We start from the raw sequence: 19287 nt of genomic DNA on the forward strand, positions 1-19287 counted from the left end.
TCCCGGCGGCCATGCGATCTCTTACGCGACGGGCGCCGCGTAGGGTCCCGCTTCGGTCACGGTTTCGCCTTCCTGCTCGGCAATGAACTTCTCCGCATCCAGCGCCGCCATGCAGCCCATGCCCGCGCTGGTCACCGCCTGACGATAGACATGATCGGTCAGGTCACCCGCTGCAAAGACGCCCGGAACCGAGGTCCGCGTGCTGCCAGCCTCGACTTTGACGTAGCCGCCATTGTGCAGCTCCAGCGTGTCCTTGACCAACTCATTGGCTGGCGCATGACCGATGGCCACAAACACGCCCTTGCAGGGGATTTCGGTGATCTCGCCGGTGTCCACATGTTTCACGCGCACCGCCTCGACGCCTTTGGGCATGTCGGTTCCGACCACTTCTTCCAGAGTGTGGAACCAGAGCGGTTCGATCTTTGGGTTTTTCAGCAACCGGTCCTGCAGGATCTTTTCGGCACGCAACTCGTCGCGGCGGTGGATCAGCGTGACCTTGGAGGCAAAGTTGGTCAGGAACAACGCCTCTTCCACAGCGGTGTTGCCGCCGCCGATCACCACGATCTCCTGCCCGCGATAGAAAAACCCGTCACAGGTGGCGCAGGCCGACACGCCAAAGCCTTTGAACGCCTCTTCCGACGGCAGGCCCAGCCATTTGGCGCGCGCGCCGGTGGCCAGGATCACCGCATCGGCGGTATAGGTCGTGCCGCTGTCGCCCTTGGCGGTGAAGGGACGCTTGGAGATATCCAGATCGGCGATGATGTCGCCGATGATCTCGCATCCCATCGCCTTGGCATGGGCCTCCATCCGCACCATCAGGTCGGGGCCCTGCACCTCGGTGTCGCCGGGCCAGTTCTCGACCTCGGTGGTGGTGGTCAATTGCCCGCCCGGTTCGATCCCCTGCACGAGAATGGGTTCGAGCATGGCGCGGCTGGCATAGACGCCCGCGGTATAGCCCGCCGGGCCGGAGCCAATGATCAGAACCTTGGTGTGACGTGTCTCGGACATGGGGGCGCCTTTGCGAAATGGATTGGGTCGGACACCGCATATAACGCCCCCCGCGCCAAACGAAAAGCCACCGGAAGCCGGCGTTGCGCCTGACGCATGGCAAACCGTCATCGAAAAAGAATCTTACCCACAGGCGAAATATTATTGCGCGCACCTACTAAGGTGCTATAACAATCGCAATTCGGCGGAGGGGTAACATGCCGGGAACACGTCTAGACCCGATAGATCGCAAGATATTGGCCGAGCTGCAAGCCGACGGCCGGATGACCAATGTGGAACTGGCCAAACGCGTCGGCATTTCCGCCCCCCCCTGCCTGCGCCGGGTGCGCACGCTTGAGGAACAGGGTTTCATCCGCGGCTACCATGCCGAGATCGACAGCCGCGAACTGGGCTTCGAGGTGCAGGTTTTTGCCATGGTCGGCCTGCAAAGCCAGGCCGAAAGCGACCTGTCGGCCTTTGAGGAACGCTGCCGCTCCTGGCCATTGGTCCGCGAATGCCACATGCTGAATGGCGAGGTGGATTTCATCCTGAAATGCGTAGCACCGGACCTGTCCAGCTTTCAAAGCTTTCTCACCGGCGAATTGCTGACGACGCCCAATGTGGCCTCGGTCAAAACCTCGCTTGTGATCCGCGGTGCCAAGGACGAACCCGGCGTGCCCTTTGAGGTGCTCGAAGAACGGCTGAGCAAGAGCGCCTGATCCCGGGCTCGACAGAAAGTGCCTGACGCGTTTACCCTTTCATCAGAAAGGCGGGCGGATATGGCACAGCTGGATTTCTGGTATTCCATTGGCAGCACTTACACGTACCTGAGTGTGATGCGAATCGACTCCGCCGCCGAACGCGCGGGCGTTTCAGTCAAATGGTGCCCCTATAACGTGCGCCATGTCATGACGGTCCAGAACAACATCCCCTTCAAGGACAAGCCGGAGAAATCCGCCTACATGTGGCGCGACATTGAACGACAGGCGATGAAATACGGTCTGTCGCCGCGCCTGCCCGCGCCCTACCCGATCGCCGACCTGCCTCGCGCCAACCGGGTGGCGCGCCTCGGTGCGCGCGAAGGATGGGTTAATGACTACACGCGCGCCACCTATCGCCGCTGGTTCGAAGCCGGGCAGCCCGCAGGCGAAGACCCTAACCTCTCTGACAGCCTTGCCGAGATTGGACAGGACCCGGCCCGCGTGTTGAGCCTCGCGGACAGCGCGGCAACCCATGACGCGCTGTCCGCCGCCACCGAAGAGGCCATGGAACGCGGCATCTTTGGCGCCCCCAGCTTCCTTGTCGGAGAGGAATTGTTCTGGGGCGATGACCGGCTGGAAGACGCATTGAACTGGGCGAAATCCCGCGCCTGACCGGTTTGCACAACCTAAACCTAAAAACGAATCACCGCATGTGATACTCTCATAGGTGGTGGCGCATATTTTCGCGCCACGGCCGGCGGCATCAGGCCGTGGACCAAGTCATTTTGAACAAAGGACCTAACAGCATGGCACATCGCGCAAAATCCATTTCCGCAGACGCTCTCGCGGAAAAGACCTATGAGGTCGCAAAAGACGTCGTTTCGGCGCGCATCAAGGAGATCGGCGGACGCCCCGGCGATATCGGCTTTTTCCCCGATATCGGGATTTTCGGTCTGATCTGGGACGACCTCGACTTTAACCGGTTCCCGATCGAACCGCTCATCGAAACCTCAGCCAAGATCGCCAGCGGCGTGGGCGAGCTGGCCCGCACCGATATTGAACCGGTCGTTCTGGTCGGTCGGCACGGAACCACCATGGGCTATTTCCCCCGCATCGACGAGATCGTACTGCGCAAGGGGGGCTTTTGAGCAGCAAAGGGGCTGCGCAGACTCCGCTTGCCTGCCCCAGCGCGCAGCCCGACATGGCAGGCGCCGATGTGCTTGGCGTCATGGAACGGAGCGAGGATGGGAAACTACGCCTGTCCTATGTTACCGCGCCCGTGCCGGTCACGCCGGAATTGCTGGAAAAGACTGGACCGGTTCCTCCCACCGAGGTTCTGCGCTTTTCCGCGCCCTGCGTCGAAAGCAAATGCCAGCATTTCGACGGTTCCAAGTGCCAGCTTGCGGCGCGGGTGGTGGCGGGGCTGGGAATTGACGTGTCCCATGCCCCGCCCTGCAAACTGCGCAAGACCTGCCGCTGGCACGCGCAGGAAGGGGTCGAGGCCTGTCTGCGCTGCCCGCAGGTCACCACGCATATCAGCGTCGATGATCCACACCTCAAGGCCGTTGCCGGGGTCGGCTGATCTGCCTACCGGTTAGGCAGGCGCAGGCCCCGCACAGGGGCCTGCGCGCGTGCGAACCGATACCGCCGTTGTCATTGCCGCATCACGCATCCTATATTCAGCCGAGATTGTGCAAGAGGACATCCATGGCCCGCCCTATCGTCGGCATCATCGGCAACCAGTACCTGATCAACGACCAATATCCAGCACATGCGGGCGGTACGATGAATTCCGAAGCGGTGGCCGAGGTGTCGGGCTGCATGCCGCTGCTGATCCCGGCCGATCCGCGCTTTGTCTCGGTGCGCGAATTGATGGATGTCTGTGACGGCTTTGTGCTGACCGGCGGACGCCCCAATGTGCATCCCGAGGAATACGGCCATGACGCGACCGAGGCGCATGGCGCCTTTGACCGGGCGCGCGATGCGATCACCCTGCCGCTGGTGCGGGCCTGTGTCGAAAGCGGCCAGCCCTTCCTTGGCATCTGCCGTGGCTATCAGGAGGTGGCGGTCGCCATGGGCTCGACCCTGCATCCCGAGATCCGCGACCTGGAGGGGCGGATGAACCACCGGATGCCGCCTGATGGCACGCTGGAGGAAAAATTCGCGCTGCGCCACACGGTGACGTTTTCTGACGGCGGCGTGTTTCACAAGCTGATGGGTGCGCGCGAGGTCATGACCAACACGCTGCATGGGCAGGGTGTCATGCAAGCGGGCAAACGCTTTGTCATTGATGGATGGGCCCCCGATGGCACGCCCGAAGCGGCCTTTATCGCCGATGCGCCCGGCTTTACACTCTCGGTGCAGTGGCATCCGGAATGGGATGCGGCGAATGACCCCGTGTCGCGGCCGCTGTTTTCGGCCTTTGGCGACGCGGTGCGCAGCTGGGCCGCGCGCCGTCAGCCGCTGCGCGCCAGCGCCTGACCGATCTCAGGCCGCCGACAACCCGTCCAGTAAATCCTTGTCCACCCGCGGAAAGCCCAGCGGACCAAACCCCTTGGCGTCTTTGACATGGGGGAAGAGCGACAGGAACAGTTGCAATCCGTTCTGACCCAACTTGTCGATCACTCCCGGTCCCGGATGATAGGTCTCGACCTCAAGCCCACTGACCCGCACCGCCGCATGTCGGCGCAACACGATGTGATACACGCGCACGGCACTGGGCGGGGTGACGCGCACCACCGTGTCGCCATCAATGAAATCCTTCAAGGGCGTCAGAACATGCCCCTTGCCATTGGCCTGCCGTAGCTGGGGTGGATTGTGCAACAGCCCCGCCCATGGCCCCAGAAGCACGTCATTGGTCGGCCGGGCGACGCCAAAGCTTTGCGGCATCACGCGGATCAGCCCGGAGGCAGCGGGCATGTCAGGGAACCCGCCCGGGGCAATCATGGTCGACCCGATCCACAGGATCGGCTGCGCGCCCTCGCTGCTTTCCACGAAATCCCCCGGCATCAGGTCTTCGATCGCCATCGGCCCGTCACGGGTGTCCAGCAACGTGCCACGCGCAAAGCCACCGGTGATCCTGTCGAACAGATCCGTGCAGGGCACCGCGTGGTTGGAATAGTGGATGCTGAGATCGGGAAGCAGAGAGGCGGCCTCGATCCTGCGCATGAGAGGGTCGCGCTGAGGCCGCCCGTCAGGGCGTGGTGCAAATCGGTCCTGCGAAATTCCAGCAGGAGGCAAAGTGTCAGCCGCAAATGCGTTGCGGATCGAGGGGCGGTTCATGGTCTCGTGTCCAATTTCTTGGTCACATCCGCGTCGGCCCCCACCGACAACGTCAAACGGACAGTGTCATTCGCTACAGCGTTGCCAATTGGACAGGTTTCAACCGCATTAGTCAAAATTGACGGGGGATTGTTCAACACACAGTGGGTAATCCCGGCTTACCCGAAAACACTGTTCCAGCCTTCTGGAAAATAGCGCCACATTTCCCTCGCTCCACGCGATGCCCCCCGCGAATCAACAAGCCCCGCGCCGTGTTCGGGCGCGGGGCTTGGAAGCATCGGGCGCATGGCCCGGAATATTTTGGCCGAACTCAGGCGGAGCGGCGCAGCACGGGTTCTTCCTTGCGCTTGGCAATCATCGCCGCGCGCCGTGTGCCACGGGTCCAGGGCATTTCCACATCCGCAGTCTTTGCGGTTTTTGCAACGGATTTGAGGAACCGGGTTTTCATCTCTGTTCTCCTTCATGGCCCGCAGGGCAGGAACGTGTTTGGCGTTGAGATGAGTATTGTCCCGGTTTCGGGCAGGCTTGGGGCGATTCAGAAATTTTTAACCAGTTTTTAGCAAGCCTGTCCGCCAAACTCCGGCAGCTTTGCCCAAATCGGAAAGCAATTCAAAAACAGACACTTAGAACTCATTTTCGCGGAACAGCAGCTAATCAACGCCGAGATTGGGGCAGGTTTGGGGCACCCAACCGCCCCGGTTTGGCCCAAATCAGAGCCGGATCGCCGAAATCAGACGCCCGTAATCGGCCTCGCCCGCATGTACGGACCGTCGGTAGGAATAGAACCGCGCCGCATCCGAATAGGTACAGTGCCGGATCCACTCGGCCTCGCCGACGCCCGCCGCTCGCAACCGGTGCAGCCCGTAGGAGGGCAGATCAAATTGATAGCGGTCCCCCTCGCCATTGGCGAAAAAGCGGGTGTTGTCGGGATCCTCCGCCACGAAGGTTTCCAGAAATTCCGGCCCCACCTCATAAGCGCGTTGCGAGATCGACGGGCCGATAACTGCGCGTATTGCGCCGCGTGTCGCGCCCAGCGCCACCATCGCGTCGACCGTCGCATCCAGCACGCCGTCCAGCGCACCGCGCCATCCGGCATGGGCCGCGCCGATCACCCCGGCTTCGGGGTCTGAAAACAGCACCGGCTGGCAATCCGCCGTCAGCACCCCGAGGACGAGCCCCGGTTGATTGGTGACAAGCCCGTCGGCTTCTGGAAACGCCTGATCGTGGCTGGTGACCGTCACGACATCCGCGGAATGGGTCTGATGCACCGTGATCAGGGCCTCCGGCGCCACACCCAAGCTCTCGGCCACCCGTGCGCGGTTGATCCTTACGATCTCGGACTGGTCAGACGATCCGAACCCGCAATTCAGACCGTTGAACACACCCGATGACGCCCCGCCCCGGCGGGTAAAGAACCCGTGCCGCAGCGGTCCCAATGTGTCCGAGGTAAGAATTTCCAAAGTCATTGCGCCAATCCCGGCCAGACAATTCCGCCCCGGGGCATCAGCCCCAGCACCTTGAAGAGCGTCCCCATTTCATCGGGGTGCGTCAACCGTCGATGTGCAGCGATATGTTGCTCAAGCTGCGCGTCGCTCATGACGTTGGCCAGTGCCTGCGCGCGCTGCGTGATGCCCAGCCGTTCCAGGAACGCGCCCTGCGTACTCAAACGGCTATGCGCACAAGGCGCGGCGCGGGCAATCGCCTCGAAATCCACATGCGCGGTCAGGTCCGCCTGCCCCGGTGTGGCAAACGGATCGACGGGGCTGTGCCCGGACAGGGCCTGAAACGTGTCGCCCAACGACCCCCAATCGCCATAATCCACGATCAGCGCCGCGCCGCCATGGCGCGCGATTCGCCCGCCCAACTCGGCCACAATGCCGGGCAAGGACGGGCAAAGCTCGACGATATCGCCCTCGCTTGTGTCCTCCAGCCGATGGGCCAACGCCTCCTGCGGGGTCTCGCCCGCCAGTCCCAGCGTCAATGCCCCGTCGCGCGCACCCACGCGCCGTTCGCACCAACCGCGCCCGGCGCGCTGAAACTGGCGAATGGGGAGCGCATCGAAGAACTCGTTGGCCACGCACCACAGCGGTCCATCCGGCAAATCGCTGACCTGATCCACCCAGCGCGGATCATGCCCGGCCAGCACCTCTTTCTGCCGCGAGCGCAGCACCGGCGACATCTCGACCAGCAGGACATCGGCCGCCTCGACAAAGCCGGGAACCTGACGCCCGACGCGCAAAACATCCGCCATGAGCGTGCCTCGCCCCGGCCCCAGCTCGGCCAGCGTGAAGCGGGACGGCGCGCCCTGATCCAGCCAGTTCTGCGCCAGCGAAAGCCCGATCAACTCGCCAAACATCTGGCTGACTTCCGGGGCGGTGGTGAAATCCCCCTGCCCGCCCAACGGATCCCGCGAGGTATAATAGCCATACTCCGGATGCATGAGACACAGCGCCATGTAGTCGGCCAATGACATGGGACCGTCCGACGCAATCCGCTCCAGAAGCAGTGAAGTCAGGTCGCTCATGCCCGCTTCCGCATGACGATCCACAACCCGATGAGGATCATGGGCAGCGACAGCGCCTGCCCCATCGTCACCCCCCAGCCGCCGACGTGAAAGGCCAGCCCCAGCGGATTGTCATCGGTGACGAACTGAGCGTCGGGCTGGCGGAAGAATTCCACAATAAACCGCGCCGCGCCGTAGCCCGCAAAGAACAGGGCAGCGATGCGCCCCGGTGTTTTCAACCAGCCCCGCGCAAAGCCAAGCCACAAAAGAGCCGCCCCCAGAAGCAGCCCTTCGAGCCCCGCTTCATAGAGCTGGCTGGGGTGACGGGCGCAAAGCTCTCCCAAGGGCTGGCCGCAAAGCTGCGCAAGCTCGCCGGGAAAGGCCACGCCCCAAGCCATGTCGGTCTGGCGTCCCCAAAGCTCGGCATTGATGAAATTCGCAATCCGCCCCAAAAGCAGCCCCGGCGGCGTCGCAAGCGCCATAAGATCCGCAAGCGGCAGGCGCTCCACGCCATTGCGCGCGCTCCAGATCCACGCCGCGACGATCACCCCCAGAAGACCGCCATGAAACGCCATGCCGCCCTGCCATATGGCAAGGATCTCCAGCGGCGCGGTCAGGTAATATCCCGGCTGGTAAAACAGCACGTAACCCAACCGCCCACCCAGAATGACCCCAAGGATCACCCAGGTCATCAGGTCCTCGACCTGCCCCGGCTTCATCGGCGGGCTGTTACCCTGCCATAACGCGGGCCGCTTCAGGGCGCGCACGGCGATCCACCATCCGATCAGAATACCGGCGATATAGGCCAGCGCATACCAGCGCAGCGCGAATGTCATGCCAAAGAGCGATATGGAAAACAGCTCGGGCGACAGCGGGGGAAAGGGGATCATGGCCTGCATATGCGTCTCTGTGCCTCTGGCTTTATGGAAGGTCAACCTTGTGAGCCCGCCTCATGACCGCCATATAGGGGCAAAGGTAACGCGGAGACATCCCATGCAAAGCCGAAACAAGGTTTTCGACGACATTTCACAGCTGATGACAAACGCCATGGGCGTGGCGCAAGGAGCGCGCGAAGAGGCGGAAACAGCCATGAAATCCATGATGGACCGCTGGCTGGCCGATCGCGACCTTGTCACGCGCGAAGAATTCGACGCCGTGCGCGCCATGGCCATGAAAGCGCGCGAGGAAAACGAAGCGCTCAAAGCCCGGATCGAGGCGCTGGAAGCCAAAAGCGGCTGAACTGCCAGAGTCTTTTGAGCGCAGGGGCCTTTTTCGCAGGCAGAGTGCCGCGGCGCGTGGCCCGCATTGGATCACGACAGCTTTATGCAATTGTGACCCTGATGCGAACTTATGCACAGCGCACCTCTGCAGACTTTTCTTTTTCGTACAATTAGCGAGCGTATCCAAAGGCAGGCGAAGCCTGCTGTCGCGAGGCTCACATGCGCCGGTTCAGTTTGTCTGCATTTTCTGCTGAATTGATAGGATGACGAATTCGCCCGGACGCACAGGGGCAAACCCGACAATCGCTTTCAGGTCGCCGTTTCGAATATCCTCGGCTGTCATGCTCTCGCCCAGCCCAATGGAAACTTGAAACGCTTCGCCATTGGTCGTGCCCGACAATCCGCCCTGTTTCCAGACATTTGTCAGGAACTCTTCAATCATCCCGCGGATGCTGGCCCATGTCGCCGTGTCATTGGGTTCAAAAACAAAGGCCTCAAGCGCTCGCTTAACCGACTCTTCGATCATGTTGGCCAATCGGCGCACGGGCACGTATCGCCATTCCTTAGAATTACCATCCAGCGTGCGCGCGCCCCAGACCATCGTGCCCCTGCCCACGAAAGACCGGATCGCGCAGATCGACATCCCGTCCAATGGCGCGTTGAGGTCCTCTTGATCGCGGTTGCTCACGTCCACAGTGGGCGACCGGACAGCCCCTAAGCTCACATTGGCCGGTGCTTTCCAAACACCTTGCATGTTGTCCACCATGCAATAGACGCCTGCCATTGCGCCGGATGGCGGCAGGGCCTTGCGCGCGTCTGCGATGGCATGCATGACCGTACCATAGAGCGGAAAGGCCGCCCGCAAGGTTTGGTCCAGCGCCGTGGCCTCCTTCGCTTCAGGCAAGGGCTGTTCGGCAAGCGTGTCGACATGCGCCTGCAACGCGTCGGGGACATCCTCCACGCTCTCTTCGAGCATGGCTTTCAGTGTCTTCCGCCCTTCCATATCCAGGTTGCAAAAGCTGAAATCCGACGCGGTAAACACCGTTGCATTCAGCCACGGGTAATAGTCTGCCCCATAGCTACGGGCCTTGGGGGTCAACCCCGCGCGAAACCGCTCGACCGACTTACCGCCCGGCCCGTCCAGAGGCAGGAAACCGCCCGGCACATCGAGGATGGCAAAGCGGTTCCTCACCTCTTCCCCGCAATGCGTCAGCATGTGGTTTTGCACCTTCATAGCCTCGGCATGCGGCAGTCGCGTGGCCTCGGGGATCACAACAAGCGCAGGCGCGCGTTCGGATTTCAACCCATCCAGCGCGGCCATCATCTGTGCCGCTTCAATCGGATCCTCATATGACCCGATCGACGTGATGTAGCAGGTCCCGCCGCCATTGAGGAAAAACATCCGGATCGCACCATACAGCGCGTAATCGACCCCGGTCAGAGTGAGTTGATAGGTTCTGTCGCCGCTCTCGCCCGACACCTTAAACACCCGCTGCGGCAGCGCCGCGCCGCCTTTGGTCAGGGGCACGACCCCTTCGCTGGCCGTGGAGGTTTCAATCGCAAAGACAGGCTCCGGCGCGCCCCCGAAATACTCCTGAAACTCACTCAGCGTCTCAATCCGCGTGGGCACTTGAACAAGGGAGCGCTGGCCATCTCTGGCCTTGGCCGTATAGCCGATGAAGGCTGGCAAGGCCGTCTCGGACCATACAATCGAATTTGGAAAGGCTGGCTGTTCCACCACGTAAACGCCGGGAGTCTTTTCCATCTGCTCGAACCTTCCTTAATGAAAAGTGATCAATCGCCGTCATGGCTGGGCCCGGCCCGTTTCCGGCAAGGGCTCTGAAAATCCGCTGTACCCAGCCTAGCGAGGGTGAGAACAATAGCAAGCAAGGCACCAAGCCTGTCCACCCGATCAAAATCAGCCCGTTCCTGCGAGGATCAAAGATGCACAAGACCACCGGTTTCCTCAGGGACCTCAAACGCGGCGAAGAACGCGGCGTCGATGCGTTGCTCCGGGCCGCCTTTGGCGGCGAGGAAGAGGTCCGCATCGTCGAAAAACTGCGCAAGTCCGGGGCCATGGCAGGCGAAAGCGTTTTGCCAGGCCCGGACGGACCCGTGGGCTATTTCGCACTCAGCCGGTTTGTGAAACCCAAGGGCTGGCTCTGTCTCGCCCCGGTGGCAGTTCATCCCGATTGGCAGGGTATGGGGCATGGCAAACGCATGACGGGCATGCTGGCCGGGTGGGCCATGGCCAGCGGCCAGACCATCGTGGTGCTGGGCGAGCCGGACCTCTACGAACGCGCCGGATTTTCGCGGGCGCGGGCGGCGCGGCTGACCTCTCCCTTTCCGCTCAGCCACACGATGCTTTTGGCGCCGGGCGCGGATGCACCGGAAGCAGAGCTGATCTATCCCAGCGCGTTCCAACGCTGAGTCCCCTTGCCAAGCCCAAGGGTTTCCGCGCAACTGCCCGCATGTTTCAGGCCAAAGCCCAAAATCCGCCGCTTGCCATTGCATTGATGCTCAGTGCGACGCTGTTCATCGCGTCTTCCACGGCCTTTGCCAAGCTACTGGGGGCCGGTGGGCTTGGGACCCAGATGCACCCCCTACAGGTGAGCTTCGGCCGGTTTCTTTTTGCCGGTCTGGCGCTGAGCGCGGCCGCGGCCATCATCCGTCCGCAATTCACGACGATCCATTGGGGGCTGCATATCCGCCGCACCGCCTGTGGCTGGGGCGGGGTGACGCTGATGTTTGCCGCCGTAGCCTTTATCCCGCTGGCCGATGCAACGGCGATTTCCTTTCTCAACCCGGTCTTTGCGATGATGCTGGCCATCCCGCTTCTGGGCGAGCGGGTCGGCCCAGTCCGGTGGGGGGCCGCCGCGCTGGCGCTACTGGGGGCGCTTATCCTGTTGCGCCCGGGAACAGGCGCGTTTCAACCCGCCGCGCTTCTGGCACTTGGGGCGGCGCTGATCCTCGGACTGGAGATCATCTTTATCAAGCGTCTGTCAGAACGCGAGGGCGCGATGCAGATCCTGTTGGTCAACAATCTGATTGGTGTCTGCATTGCCGGTCTGGCCGTGATCCCGGTTTTTCAATGGCCAACGGCGGCACAATGGGCGGCCATGGCGGGGGTGGGCCTGTCCATGGCCATGGCGCAGACATGTTTTCTCAACGCCGTGGCCCGCGCGGAGGCAAGCTTTATCGTGCCATTCAGCTATGCCACGCTGATTTCGGCGGCGGTGATCGACTTTGCTGTGTTTGGCGTGATCCCGGTGGCAACATCCGCCATAGGCGCGGCGATCATCATCGCGGGCGGCGCGCTGCTGGCCTGGCGCGAGGGCCGCGTCAAAGGCCACGCCTCGGCCCCGCAGCCCAATACAGAGTAGCGTTCAGGACTTGAGCCGCGCCCCGCGCCGGAACATATTCCAAGCTGCGACACAGGCCGCAATGGTTGCCCCACCGGCCACCAAAAGCCCCAGCCAGGGTGAGCTGTCCGACACGCCCAGCACGCCAAACCGCACCCCGTCGATCAGGTAAAAGACCGGATTGAAATGGGTGATCGTGTTGAGCACCGGTGGCAGCGCCTGCACCGAGTAGAACGTGCCCGACAGGAAAGCGAGCGGCGTGATAATGAAATTGGTGATCGCCGCCATCTGATCGAACTTGTTCGCGACGATGCCCGCCAGCATGCCCAAAGCCGACAGGAAGGCCGCGCCGAGAACCACGAAAACAAGCGCCCAGAGCGGATGGGCAATCCCGATTCCCAGAAAGACCAGCATGCCCAAAGCGACCCCCAAGGCCACGAACACACCGCGCCCGATCCCGCCCGCAAGATAGCCCAGCACCAGCTCGATCGGCGATAAGGGCGGCATCAGCGTATCAACGATATTGCCCTGCACCTTGGAAATCACGATGGACGACGAGGTATTGGCAAAGGCGTTCTGGATCACCGTCATCATCAGGATACCGGGCGCTATGAAATGGGTGAACGGCACCCCCATCACATCGCCCCGTTGCGGACCGATTGCGATGGTAAAGATCATCAAAAACAGCGCCGCCGTGACCAATGGGGCCAGCAACGTCTGGGTCCACACGACAAGAAAGCGCATCACCTCGCGCGCGCACAGCGTGTAGAGCCCCAGCCAGTTCACCGCCCCAAAGCGGCGGGTGCCCATGGCAACTGGGCTGGTATGGGTCGACATGTCCCGCATCGCGGCCTCCGTGACAGATTCGCGGCCTTGTAACTCGCCCCCGAGTGATTAGAATAGGGGGCAACTCGAAAATGTCAGGGCGGCCCTCAATTGAGGCCGCTTTTTCTCGTAAGGATATCCGATGGCCTGGACCGATGAACGCGTCGAACTGCTCAAGAAGATGTGGGGCGAGGGGCAATCCGCCTCGCAGATTGCCAAGGAGCTGGGCGGCGTGACCCGCAACGCCGTCATTGGCAAGGTGCACCGCCTCGGGCTGTCGAACCGGGCGGGCAGCGGCGCGGCCAAACCCGAGCCTGCCGCGGCCAAAGCCCCCAAAGCGGAGCCAAAGCCCAAAGCCGCGCCCAAGGCAGAGGCCAAGCCGAAACCGGCGCCCGAGCCCAAGGAAGAGGTGGTGATGGAGACCAAATCCGCCACCCCGGCGCGCCGCCAGATCATTCCCGCCGGGCAACCCCTGCCGCCGCAGCCCTCGGCCAATGAGATCAGCCCCGAAGCGCTGGCCAAGGTGAACGAGGTGGAGAAAAAGGCCAAGAAGCTGAGCCTGATGGAGTTGACCGAGCGGACCTGCAAATGGCCCGTGGGCGACCCCGCGACCGAGGATTTCTGGTTCTGCGGCCTGCCCGTGCAACAAGGCAAACCCTATTGCGAGGCGCATGTGGGCGTGGCGTTCCAGCCGATGTCGTCGCGCCGCGATCGCCGCCGGTAAGTACCCGTCCCGTAACGGGCGCGTAGGGTGGGCAGTTTTGCCCACCTTTTTTATGCCAGAATGCTGGTTCCGGGAGCCGCGCGGTCAATTGCCGCCCAGCAGGTCGCCGATCCCCTTGAGGATCTCATCCTCGACTTTCTTCTTGATCACGTCCTCGACGCTGTCATCCTCGTCCACTTCAACGCCAAGCTCGTCGCCAACCCGTTTGCGCACCTCCTCCTCGACGGCCTTTTTCTCGTCGGCAAGGTTGAGTTCAATGGCCTTTTCAAGGTCTGCCGTGATACGCGGGTTGGACCACGCCCCCTGAATCCGGACCGGAATGGCATATCCCTTGCGGTTTTCATTCTCCAGAACGCGCGGGGTAAAGGTATAGTCGATGGTCCGCTTGCCGAGGTCGACCTTGCCCTCGCCCACCGCCTTGATCAGCGGCAGCTCAAGCCGCAGGTCCTCGTTGCGCAGCACACCGTTCTTCATCGTGTAGGTCGCGGTCAGGCTATCAAAAATCGTTGTTCCACCCGAGCCGTCACCGCTACGCATCAGCTTGTCCAGGTCGATCCCCGAAATCACCCCACGGCCAAAAGTGAAGTTCCCGGTGCCTTCCAGCGAGTCGACAATCTGGGCCACCGATTGCCCAACGCCAAGGAACTGAATCTCACTATCGGCCTTGCCCGACAGGCGCTCAAGCCCCATCAGGTCTGCCAGCAGCTCCTGCGCCTCGACCTTGAGACCGCGCATCTTGCCGCCCACGGACAGCCCGTTGCGGTTGTTCATCACGAACTCTCCGTCGAACCCACCCTGATAGCCGGTCAATTCGCGGATCGTGATCACGGCGCGCGACCGGTCGATGGTCACCACCACCCGCGTTTTGGCAAATTGCAGATCGCCCAGATCGACGGAGTCGGCGTTCAGGACGATCTCGCCATCCGCCACACCCAGCGCCGACGCATCAATCGGGTCCGTCGACCATTCCGTCGCGCCCCCGCTGCTTTCCCCGTCCTCTGCCATCAGCGCCGAAAGGTCCAGCGCCCCGGCCTCAAGCCGCGCACCGATACGCGGCTTGTCACCGCCCAGATCGACCGATGCGCTGCCGGTCAGGCGGTTCTGATCCAGCGCCAGAGACATGCCATCGAAAGTGGCTTTTCGGGCCGCATCAAAGGTCAGGCTGGTGTCAAGCGTGATGCTCTGGCCAAGCCCTTGCGGGATTTCAGCCCCGCCCATGCCCAGCGCCGCCAGAACGCGCGCCGTTGACCCCAGCTCTGCCGTCAGCTTGCCTTGCGCCTCCGGCACCAGACTGACATTGCCAACAAAGCTCGCCGTGCCACCATCGGTGCTGATCTCGGCTGTGACCGGCTGCGCACCATTGCCCGCCAGCAGGTCCATGGGCCGCGGCAGCCGCGCCGTCACAGAAACATCCTCTCCCGCCGGGCGCAGGGTCAGTGCCACATCCGCAGGCCCCGCCTGATCCGGCCATGCCAGCGACAGATCGACATTACGATAAGCCACGGGTGCGCTTCCGGCATCGGCGTATGTGATTGCGCCATTGGTGATCCTGAGATCCTCGATGGAAACCGGCGGCAGCCCGGCGGAACCGGATTGCGGCGCGGGCTCATTGCCATCAGAGAAGTCCCAGTTGACACGCCCCTGCGCGTCCCGCTGCAGCAGCACGTCGGGCGCATCGGCATAGAGCGCCTTGACCCGCACCTCGCGCCGCAGCAGCGGCAGTGCCTCCAGCCCGATATGGGCCGAGGCCGCGCGCAGCATCGGTGTCTCACCCGCCCAATCGGCATTGGCCACCGTCACCGGGCCCGTGCTGACCCCGAGGACGGGATAAAAGCTGAACGAAACATCCCCGGTGATCTCGACCTTGCGGCCCAGTTGCGCCGACAACTGGTCCGACGCGATCCGCGCCAGCCTTTCTCCGGGCAAAAGCAACAACGATCCCACGGCCACAAGGGCCAGCACGACAACAATTCCGATCAGGCGAAACAGCCATTTCATGGCGACATCCTCTCTACTCAATACGCCGAGGCGCCCGGTTGACCCCGCGGCGCTCTGTTCTTGTTCTTGGGTGGAAATGTAACCCTTCTGGCGGGAATTGCGAGAGGGGACATCGCCTGGCATTTCCCCTTTCGGCGCAAAAAACGGCCCGAAGCTGGACAGCTCCGGGCCAGTGGGTCACGGGCCTTGGGGTCAGGGATCTGCACCCCGGGCCGGACCGGAAGAGTTTCAGCGGTGCCAATGCGCGGGCGCATTCCACCGCGCGTCGCGTTCGGCCTCGTCCCGTGTGATACCCATGTCAGAAAGCATCTCATCCGTCAGGCGGCGCATCTTCTGGCGCTCGCGATAGGCGGCGTCGACGGCGACCAGTTTGTCGAGCGCGGTTTTCAGGATGTGGCCAAGGCTCCAGCGGCGGGTGGTGGTGATCGGGCGGGCGGTGGTGGTGAGACGGGTTTGCATGATGGGCTCCTGATGGGGTTGGTGTTCGACTTGATGAGCCCAGATTGCCCCATGCCCGCAATCGATCCGCAAAAAGCGGGCTGCAATGGCGGCGCTGGCGTGCAATAGTTCCGTAAATTCTGCGTAAAACGACGCAAAAACCGTTGGATAATACGATCACCTCCCCATGCCCGACCTGACACTGCACCTTTATGGCCCCCTGCGGATCACCGGTCCGGACGGCGCGCCGCTGACCGGTCTGTCCCGGCGCGGTCAGGCCTTGCTGGCCTATCTGGCGCGCCAGTCCGGCATGCGCGCGGAACGCGGGCTTCTGGCCGATCTGCTGTGGTCCGACCGCTCCGAGGATCAGGCCCGCGCCTCACTGCGCCAGGAACTGTCCGTGCTGCGCAAACAGCTGCCCCAAGGCGTACTGGACGCGGATCGTCAGGCCGTCTGGCTTGATGAGTCCCAACTAAAAATAACCGCCACCGGCGAAGGCGAATTCATGCAGGGCTTCGATCTCGCCTCTGAGGGGTTCGAAGACTGGCTCCGGTCCGAGCGCAGCACCTCCCCCGCCCCGGCGGCTGCGCCCGTGCCGCCAAAAGGCCAGGACCGTCCACCGACACTGGCAGTCCTGCCGTTCGAGGAATTTGGCGCCGATGCAGGCGACATGTTCGCCGATGGCGTGGTCGAGGAAATCACCGGCGCACTGAGCCGCGCACATGATTTCCAGGTCATCGCCCGGCAATCCGCTTTTGCCCTGCGTGGCGCGGGGCTCTCTGTTCCGCAAGCGGCCGAGAAGCTGGGGGCGGATTACATCGTCGAAGGCTCGGTGCGTCGCTCCGGCGAGCGGGTGCGTATTTCGGTGCAACTGATCGGGACAGATGGGCGCGCACTCTGGTCGGAACGGTTCGACGACCGGCTTGATGACCTGTTCGATCTGCAGGACCGCATCGCCGCCCAGGTAGCCGGGCAGATATCGCCCAACCTGCGCGCCGCCGAGATTGCACGCGCCCGCAAACGGTCCCCCGCCGACCGCACCGCCTATGAGCTGACCCTCAGTGCGCTGCCGCATTTCTGGGCGCACCGGCCCGAAGAAAACGCCCGTGCGATCGGGCTTCTGGCGCAGGCGCTGGCGCATGACCCGGATTACGCCCCGGCCATGGCGTTCAAGGCATGGTGCCATGCACATAATTGCTGCTACCTCTGGGTCACCGACGGCACCGCCGACCGGGAGGAGGCCAAACGCCTCGTCGCCCGCGCACTGCCCATGGCGCAAAACGATCCTTCGACCCTGACCGCACTCTCAGCAGCCTCCAGCCTTGCGCTCAATGATTTCACGCAGGCCAAGCTGCTGGCCGAACGCGCGCTGACCATTGACCCCAACCATGCCTGGGCCTGGCTGCGGATGGGCTGGACCTGCATCTATCTTGGTGACATGGAAACCGGATTCGATGCCCTTGATCGGTATGAGCAACTCAGCCCGCTGGATCCGTTCCATTTCAACGCGCTTTTCGGACGTGCCGCCGGGCTGCGCGCCATGGGGCGATACGCCGAGTCAACCGAACTCTGCGAGCAGGGGATGCGCGAAGGCACCGGTGTGACCTGGGCCTACCGAATGCTGTTCGGGTCGCTTTGGCTGGCCGGGGAAAAGGAAAAGGCCATGGAAGCGGCGCGCAAATGGCGCGAGGCGCATCCGGAGATCACCTTTGAGATGGCGCGCGACATGATGCCGAAATGGACCCATGACCGGCAATATGTCGAGGCATTGGAGAATCTGTGGAAAGACAGCTGAACCCTTCCCGGCGCTGCGCTGCTCGTCTATAGGGGCGGCATGACTCAGAACCCGCCCGATCTTCGCCCCGATCTCGCACGCGCACGCGTGACCGAAACACCGCGTGACGGCCAGCCGACCATTGGCATGGTCTCGCTTGGCTGCCCCAAGGCGCTGGTGGACAGCGAACGCATCCTGACCCGGCTGCGCGCCGAGGGCTACGGCATCTCGCCGGATTACTCCGGGGCCGATGCGGTGATCGTGAATACCTGCGGCTTTCTCGACAGCGCCAAGGCCGAAAGCCTTGAGGCGATTGGCGAGGCGCTGACGGAAAATGGCAAGGTGATCGTGACGGGATGCCTGGGGGCAGAGCCCGAGTACATCACCGGCGTGCATCCGCGCGTTCTGGCCGTCACCGGCCCGCATCAATATGAACAGGTTCTGGATGCCGTGCATGGCGCGGTGCCGCCCGCGCCCGATCCCTTTGTCGATCTCTTGCCCGCCAGCGGCGTGAGCCTGACCCCGCGGCATTACAGCTATCTCAAGATTTCTGAGGGCTGCAATCACAAGTGCAAGTTCTGCATCATCCCCGATATGCGCGGGCGCTTGCAGTCCCGCCCGGCCAAGGCAGTGCTGCGCGAGGCGGAAAAGCTGGTCGAAGCCGGTGTTCAGGAACTGCTGGTGATCTCACAGGACACCTCGGCCTATGGCACCGACTGGAAGGATCGCGAGGTCAAAGCGCCGATCCTGTCGCTGGCGCGTGATCTGGGGTCACTCGGGGCATGGGTGCGGTTGCACTATGTCTACCCCTACCCCCATGTGCGCGAGTTGATCCCGCTGATGGCGGACCCGGCCAATGGCGTGCTGCCCTATCTCGATATCCCGTTCCAGCACGGCCACCCCGAGGTTCTCAAACGCATGGCGCGCCCCGCCGCCTCGGCCCGGACGCTGGACGAGATCGCCGCATGGCGCGCCGAATGCCCTGACATCACCCTGCGCTCGACCTTCATCGTGGGCTATCCCGGCGAGACGGAGGCGGAGTTCCAATACCTGCTCGACTGGTTGGACGAGGCGCAATTGGACCGGGTCGGCTGTTTCAAATATGAAAATGTGGACGGCGCGCGCTCCAATGACCTCCCCGACCATGTGGCCGAAGAGGTCAAACAGGACCGCTGGGACCGCTTCATGCAAAAGGCGCAGGCGATTTCCGAGGCCAGGCTGGAGGCCAAGGTCGGACGTGTGATCGAGGTGATCGTGGACGATGTGGACGAGGACGGCATCGCCACCTGCCGCACCATGGCCGACGCCCCCGAAATCGACGGCAACCTGTTTATCGACGAGGGCGCAGACGCGCTGAAACCCGGTCAGATCGTGACGGTGGAAGTGGACGAGGCGGGCGAATACGACCTCTGGGGTCAGCTTTCAGACGCGCCCTGACCGTCTCGCTGCAAACGGCTCGAAACCCGCTCCCAT

At 62.8% G+C, this 19287-nt stretch carries 21 protein-coding genes; 11 read left to right on the top strand and 10 right to left on the bottom strand.

Translation table 11 applies throughout. The features are described from left to right. Positions 1-21: 21 nt before the first annotated feature. On the bottom strand, positions 22-1008 hold the full coding sequence (gene trxB, locus PGB28_RS06855) for a thioredoxin-disulfide reductase (RefSeq protein ID WP_271420752.1): 987 nt from the start codon (positions 1006-1008) through the stop codon (positions 22-24). Between the two features lie 197 nt (positions 1009-1205). On the opposite strand from trxB, the gene PGB28_RS06860 reads away from it, so the two are divergent. From PGB28_RS06860 to PGB28_RS06880, 5 genes are all read left to right on the top strand, one after another. Then, on the top strand, positions 1206-1706 hold the full coding sequence (locus PGB28_RS06860; protein WP_271420753.1) for an Lrp/AsnC family transcriptional regulator: 501 nt from the start codon (positions 1206-1208) through the stop codon (positions 1704-1706). A 60-nt stretch (positions 1707-1766) separates the two neighbouring features. Continuing rightward, complete coding sequence (locus PGB28_RS06865; RefSeq protein WP_271420754.1) at positions 1767-2360, top strand: 2-hydroxychromene-2-carboxylate isomerase; 594 nt, start codon at positions 1767-1769, stop codon at positions 2358-2360. Positions 2361-2494: 134 nt separating this feature from the next. Continuing rightward, positions 2495-2836 carry a hypothetical protein gene (locus PGB28_RS06870; RefSeq protein ID WP_271420755.1) on the top strand — a complete coding sequence of 114 codons (342 nt, stop codon included), beginning with the start codon at positions 2495-2497 and terminating at the stop codon, positions 2834-2836. Positions 2837-2889: 53 nt separating this feature from the next. Next, a complete protein-coding gene (locus tag PGB28_RS06875) occupies positions 2890-3270 on the top strand; it encodes a hypothetical protein (protein ID WP_271420756.1) in 381 nt (126 codons plus the stop codon). 125 nt (positions 3271-3395) lie between these two features. After that, a complete protein-coding gene (locus PGB28_RS06880) occupies positions 3396-4169 on the top strand; it encodes a gamma-glutamyl-gamma-aminobutyrate hydrolase family protein (protein ID WP_271420757.1) in 774 nt (257 codons plus the stop codon). Positions 4170-4175: 6 nt separating this feature from the next. Here PGB28_RS06880 and PGB28_RS06885 read toward each other — a convergent pair whose 3' ends face one another. From PGB28_RS06885 to lgt, 5 genes are all read right to left on the bottom strand, one after another. Next, a complete protein-coding gene (locus PGB28_RS06885; protein ID WP_271420758.1) occupies positions 4176-4856 on the bottom strand; it encodes a Hint domain-containing protein in 681 nt (226 codons plus the stop codon). A 424-nt stretch (positions 4857-5280) separates the two neighbouring features. After that, a complete protein-coding gene (locus PGB28_RS06890; RefSeq protein WP_271420759.1) occupies positions 5281-5418 on the bottom strand; it encodes a hypothetical protein in 138 nt (45 codons plus the stop codon). A gap of 262 nt (positions 5419-5680) precedes the next feature. After that, positions 5681-6436, bottom strand: coding sequence for a peptidoglycan editing factor PgeF (gene pgeF / locus PGB28_RS06895; RefSeq protein ID WP_271420760.1), 756 nt, complete (start codon positions 6434-6436; stop codon positions 5681-5683). Continuing rightward, positions 6433-7494, bottom strand: coding sequence for a class I SAM-dependent methyltransferase (locus tag PGB28_RS06900; protein WP_271420761.1), 1062 nt, complete (start codon positions 7492-7494; stop codon positions 6433-6435). Before PGB28_RS06900 ends, pgeF begins: the two co-directional genes overlap by 4 nt. Beyond that, positions 7491-8372, bottom strand: a complete 882-nt coding sequence (gene lgt, locus PGB28_RS06905) for a prolipoprotein diacylglyceryl transferase (RefSeq protein ID WP_271420762.1) — start codon at positions 8370-8372, stop codon at positions 7491-7493. The genes PGB28_RS06900 and lgt overlap by 4 nt, the downstream gene beginning before the upstream one ends. Positions 8373-8466: 94 nt before the next feature. On the opposite strand from lgt, the gene PGB28_RS06910 reads away from it, so the two are divergent. After that, the gene (locus tag PGB28_RS06910) at positions 8467-8712 is read left to right on the top strand and encodes an accessory factor UbiK family protein (RefSeq protein WP_271420763.1); all 246 of its coding nucleotides are present in this window, start codon (positions 8467-8469) and stop codon (positions 8710-8712) included. A 210-nt stretch (positions 8713-8922) separates the two neighbouring features. Here the strand turns inward: PGB28_RS06910 and PGB28_RS06915 are convergent, their stop codons facing one another. After that, entirely contained in the window at positions 8923-10458 is a 1536-nt protein-coding gene (locus PGB28_RS06915; protein WP_271420764.1) for a phage tail sheath family protein, read from the bottom strand. Between the two features lie 179 nt (positions 10459-10637). On the opposite strand from PGB28_RS06915, the gene PGB28_RS06920 reads away from it, so the two are divergent. Beyond that, the gene (locus tag PGB28_RS06920) at positions 10638-11123 is read left to right on the top strand and encodes a GNAT family N-acetyltransferase (protein ID WP_271420765.1); all 486 of its coding nucleotides are present in this window, start codon (positions 10638-10640) and stop codon (positions 11121-11123) included. 41 nt (positions 11124-11164) lie between these two features. After that, positions 11165-12076, top strand: coding sequence for a DMT family transporter (locus PGB28_RS06925; RefSeq protein WP_271420766.1), 912 nt, complete (start codon positions 11165-11167; stop codon positions 12074-12076). Positions 12077-12079: 3 nt separating this feature from the next. Here PGB28_RS06925 and PGB28_RS06930 read toward each other — a convergent pair whose 3' ends face one another. Further along, the gene (locus PGB28_RS06930) at positions 12080-12901 is read right to left on the bottom strand and encodes an ABC transporter permease (RefSeq protein WP_271420767.1); all 822 of its coding nucleotides are present in this window, start codon (positions 12899-12901) and stop codon (positions 12080-12082) included. Between the two features lie 121 nt (positions 12902-13022). Here PGB28_RS06930 and PGB28_RS06935 point away from each other — a divergent pair, with 121 nt between their 5' ends. Beyond that, complete coding sequence (locus tag PGB28_RS06935; RefSeq protein WP_271420768.1) at positions 13023-13604, top strand: GcrA family cell cycle regulator; 582 nt, start codon at positions 13023-13025, stop codon at positions 13602-13604. Positions 13605-13688: 84 nt separating this feature from the next. Here the strand turns inward: PGB28_RS06935 and PGB28_RS06940 are convergent, their stop codons facing one another. After that, positions 13689-15602, bottom strand: coding sequence for an AsmA family protein (locus PGB28_RS06940; RefSeq protein ID WP_271420769.1), 1914 nt, complete (start codon positions 15600-15602; stop codon positions 13689-13691). A 228-nt stretch (positions 15603-15830) separates the two neighbouring features. Further along, the gene (locus PGB28_RS06945; RefSeq protein ID WP_271420770.1) at positions 15831-16061 is read right to left on the bottom strand and encodes a DUF1127 domain-containing protein; all 231 of its coding nucleotides are present in this window, start codon (positions 16059-16061) and stop codon (positions 15831-15833) included. 166 nt (positions 16062-16227) lie between these two features. Between PGB28_RS06945 and PGB28_RS06950 the strand changes: the two genes are divergently transcribed. Continuing rightward, complete coding sequence (locus PGB28_RS06950; RefSeq protein ID WP_271420771.1) at positions 16228-17835, top strand: hypothetical protein; 1608 nt, start codon at positions 16228-16230, stop codon at positions 17833-17835. Positions 17836-17874: 39 nt separating this feature from the next. Next, the gene (gene rimO / locus PGB28_RS06955; RefSeq protein WP_271420772.1) at positions 17875-19251 is read left to right on the top strand and encodes a 30S ribosomal protein S12 methylthiotransferase RimO; all 1377 of its coding nucleotides are present in this window, start codon (positions 17875-17877) and stop codon (positions 19249-19251) included. Positions 19252-19287: the final 36 nt, after the last annotated feature.

The sequence above is a fragment of the Primorskyibacter aestuariivivens genome (assembly GCF_028023675.1).
Classification (GTDB): domain Bacteria; phylum Pseudomonadota; class Alphaproteobacteria; order Rhodobacterales; family Rhodobacteraceae; genus Marinovum; species Marinovum aestuariivivens.

Coding starts and splice junctions, on each gene's coding strand:
- trxB (WP_271420752.1), bottom strand. CDS start 1,008: ATGTCCGAGACACGTCACACCAAGGTTCTGATCATTGGCTCCGGCCCG.
- PGB28_RS06860 (WP_271420753.1), top strand. CDS start 1,206: ATGCCGGGAACACGTCTAGACCCGATAGATCGCAAGATATTGGCCGAG.
- PGB28_RS06865 (WP_271420754.1), top strand. CDS start 1,767: ATGGCACAGCTGGATTTCTGGTATTCCATTGGCAGCACTTACACGTAC.
- PGB28_RS06870 (WP_271420755.1), top strand. CDS start 2,495: ATGGCACATCGCGCAAAATCCATTTCCGCAGACGCTCTCGCGGAAAAG.
- PGB28_RS06875 (WP_271420756.1), top strand. CDS start 2,890: ATGGCAGGCGCCGATGTGCTTGGCGTCATGGAACGGAGCGAGGATGGG.
- PGB28_RS06880 (WP_271420757.1), top strand. CDS start 3,396: ATGGCCCGCCCTATCGTCGGCATCATCGGCAACCAGTACCTGATCAAC.
- PGB28_RS06885 (WP_271420758.1), bottom strand. CDS start 4,856: ATGCGCAGGATCGAGGCCGCCTCTCTGCTTCCCGATCTCAGCATCCAC.
- PGB28_RS06890 (WP_271420759.1), bottom strand. CDS start 5,418: ATGAAAACCCGGTTCCTCAAATCCGTTGCAAAAACCGCAAAGACTGCG.
- pgeF (WP_271420760.1), bottom strand. CDS start 6,436: ATGACTTTGGAAATTCTTACCTCGGACACATTGGGACCGCTGCGGCAC.
- PGB28_RS06900 (WP_271420761.1), bottom strand. CDS start 7,494: ATGAGCGACCTGACTTCACTGCTTCTGGAGCGGATTGCGTCGGACGGT.
- lgt (WP_271420762.1), bottom strand. CDS start 8,372: ATGCAGGCCATGATCCCCTTTCCCCCGCTGTCGCCCGAGCTGTTTTCC.
- PGB28_RS06910 (WP_271420763.1), top strand. CDS start 8,467: ATGCAAAGCCGAAACAAGGTTTTCGACGACATTTCACAGCTGATGACA.
- PGB28_RS06915 (WP_271420764.1), bottom strand. CDS start 10,458: ATGGAAAAGACTCCCGGCGTTTACGTGGTGGAACAGCCAGCCTTTCCA.
- PGB28_RS06920 (WP_271420765.1), top strand. CDS start 10,638: ATGCACAAGACCACCGGTTTCCTCAGGGACCTCAAACGCGGCGAAGAA.
- PGB28_RS06925 (WP_271420766.1), top strand. CDS start 11,165: ATGTTTCAGGCCAAAGCCCAAAATCCGCCGCTTGCCATTGCATTGATG.
- PGB28_RS06930 (WP_271420767.1), bottom strand. CDS start 12,901: ATGCGGGACATGTCGACCCATACCAGCCCAGTTGCCATGGGCACCCGC.
- PGB28_RS06935 (WP_271420768.1), top strand. CDS start 13,023: ATGGCCTGGACCGATGAACGCGTCGAACTGCTCAAGAAGATGTGGGGC.
- PGB28_RS06940 (WP_271420769.1), bottom strand. CDS start 15,602: ATGAAATGGCTGTTTCGCCTGATCGGAATTGTTGTCGTGCTGGCCCTT.
- PGB28_RS06945 (WP_271420770.1), bottom strand. CDS start 16,061: ATGCAAACCCGTCTCACCACCACCGCCCGCCCGATCACCACCACCCGC.
- PGB28_RS06950 (WP_271420771.1), top strand. CDS start 16,228: ATGCCCGACCTGACACTGCACCTTTATGGCCCCCTGCGGATCACCGGT.
- rimO (WP_271420772.1), top strand. CDS start 17,875: ATGACTCAGAACCCGCCCGATCTTCGCCCCGATCTCGCACGCGCACGC.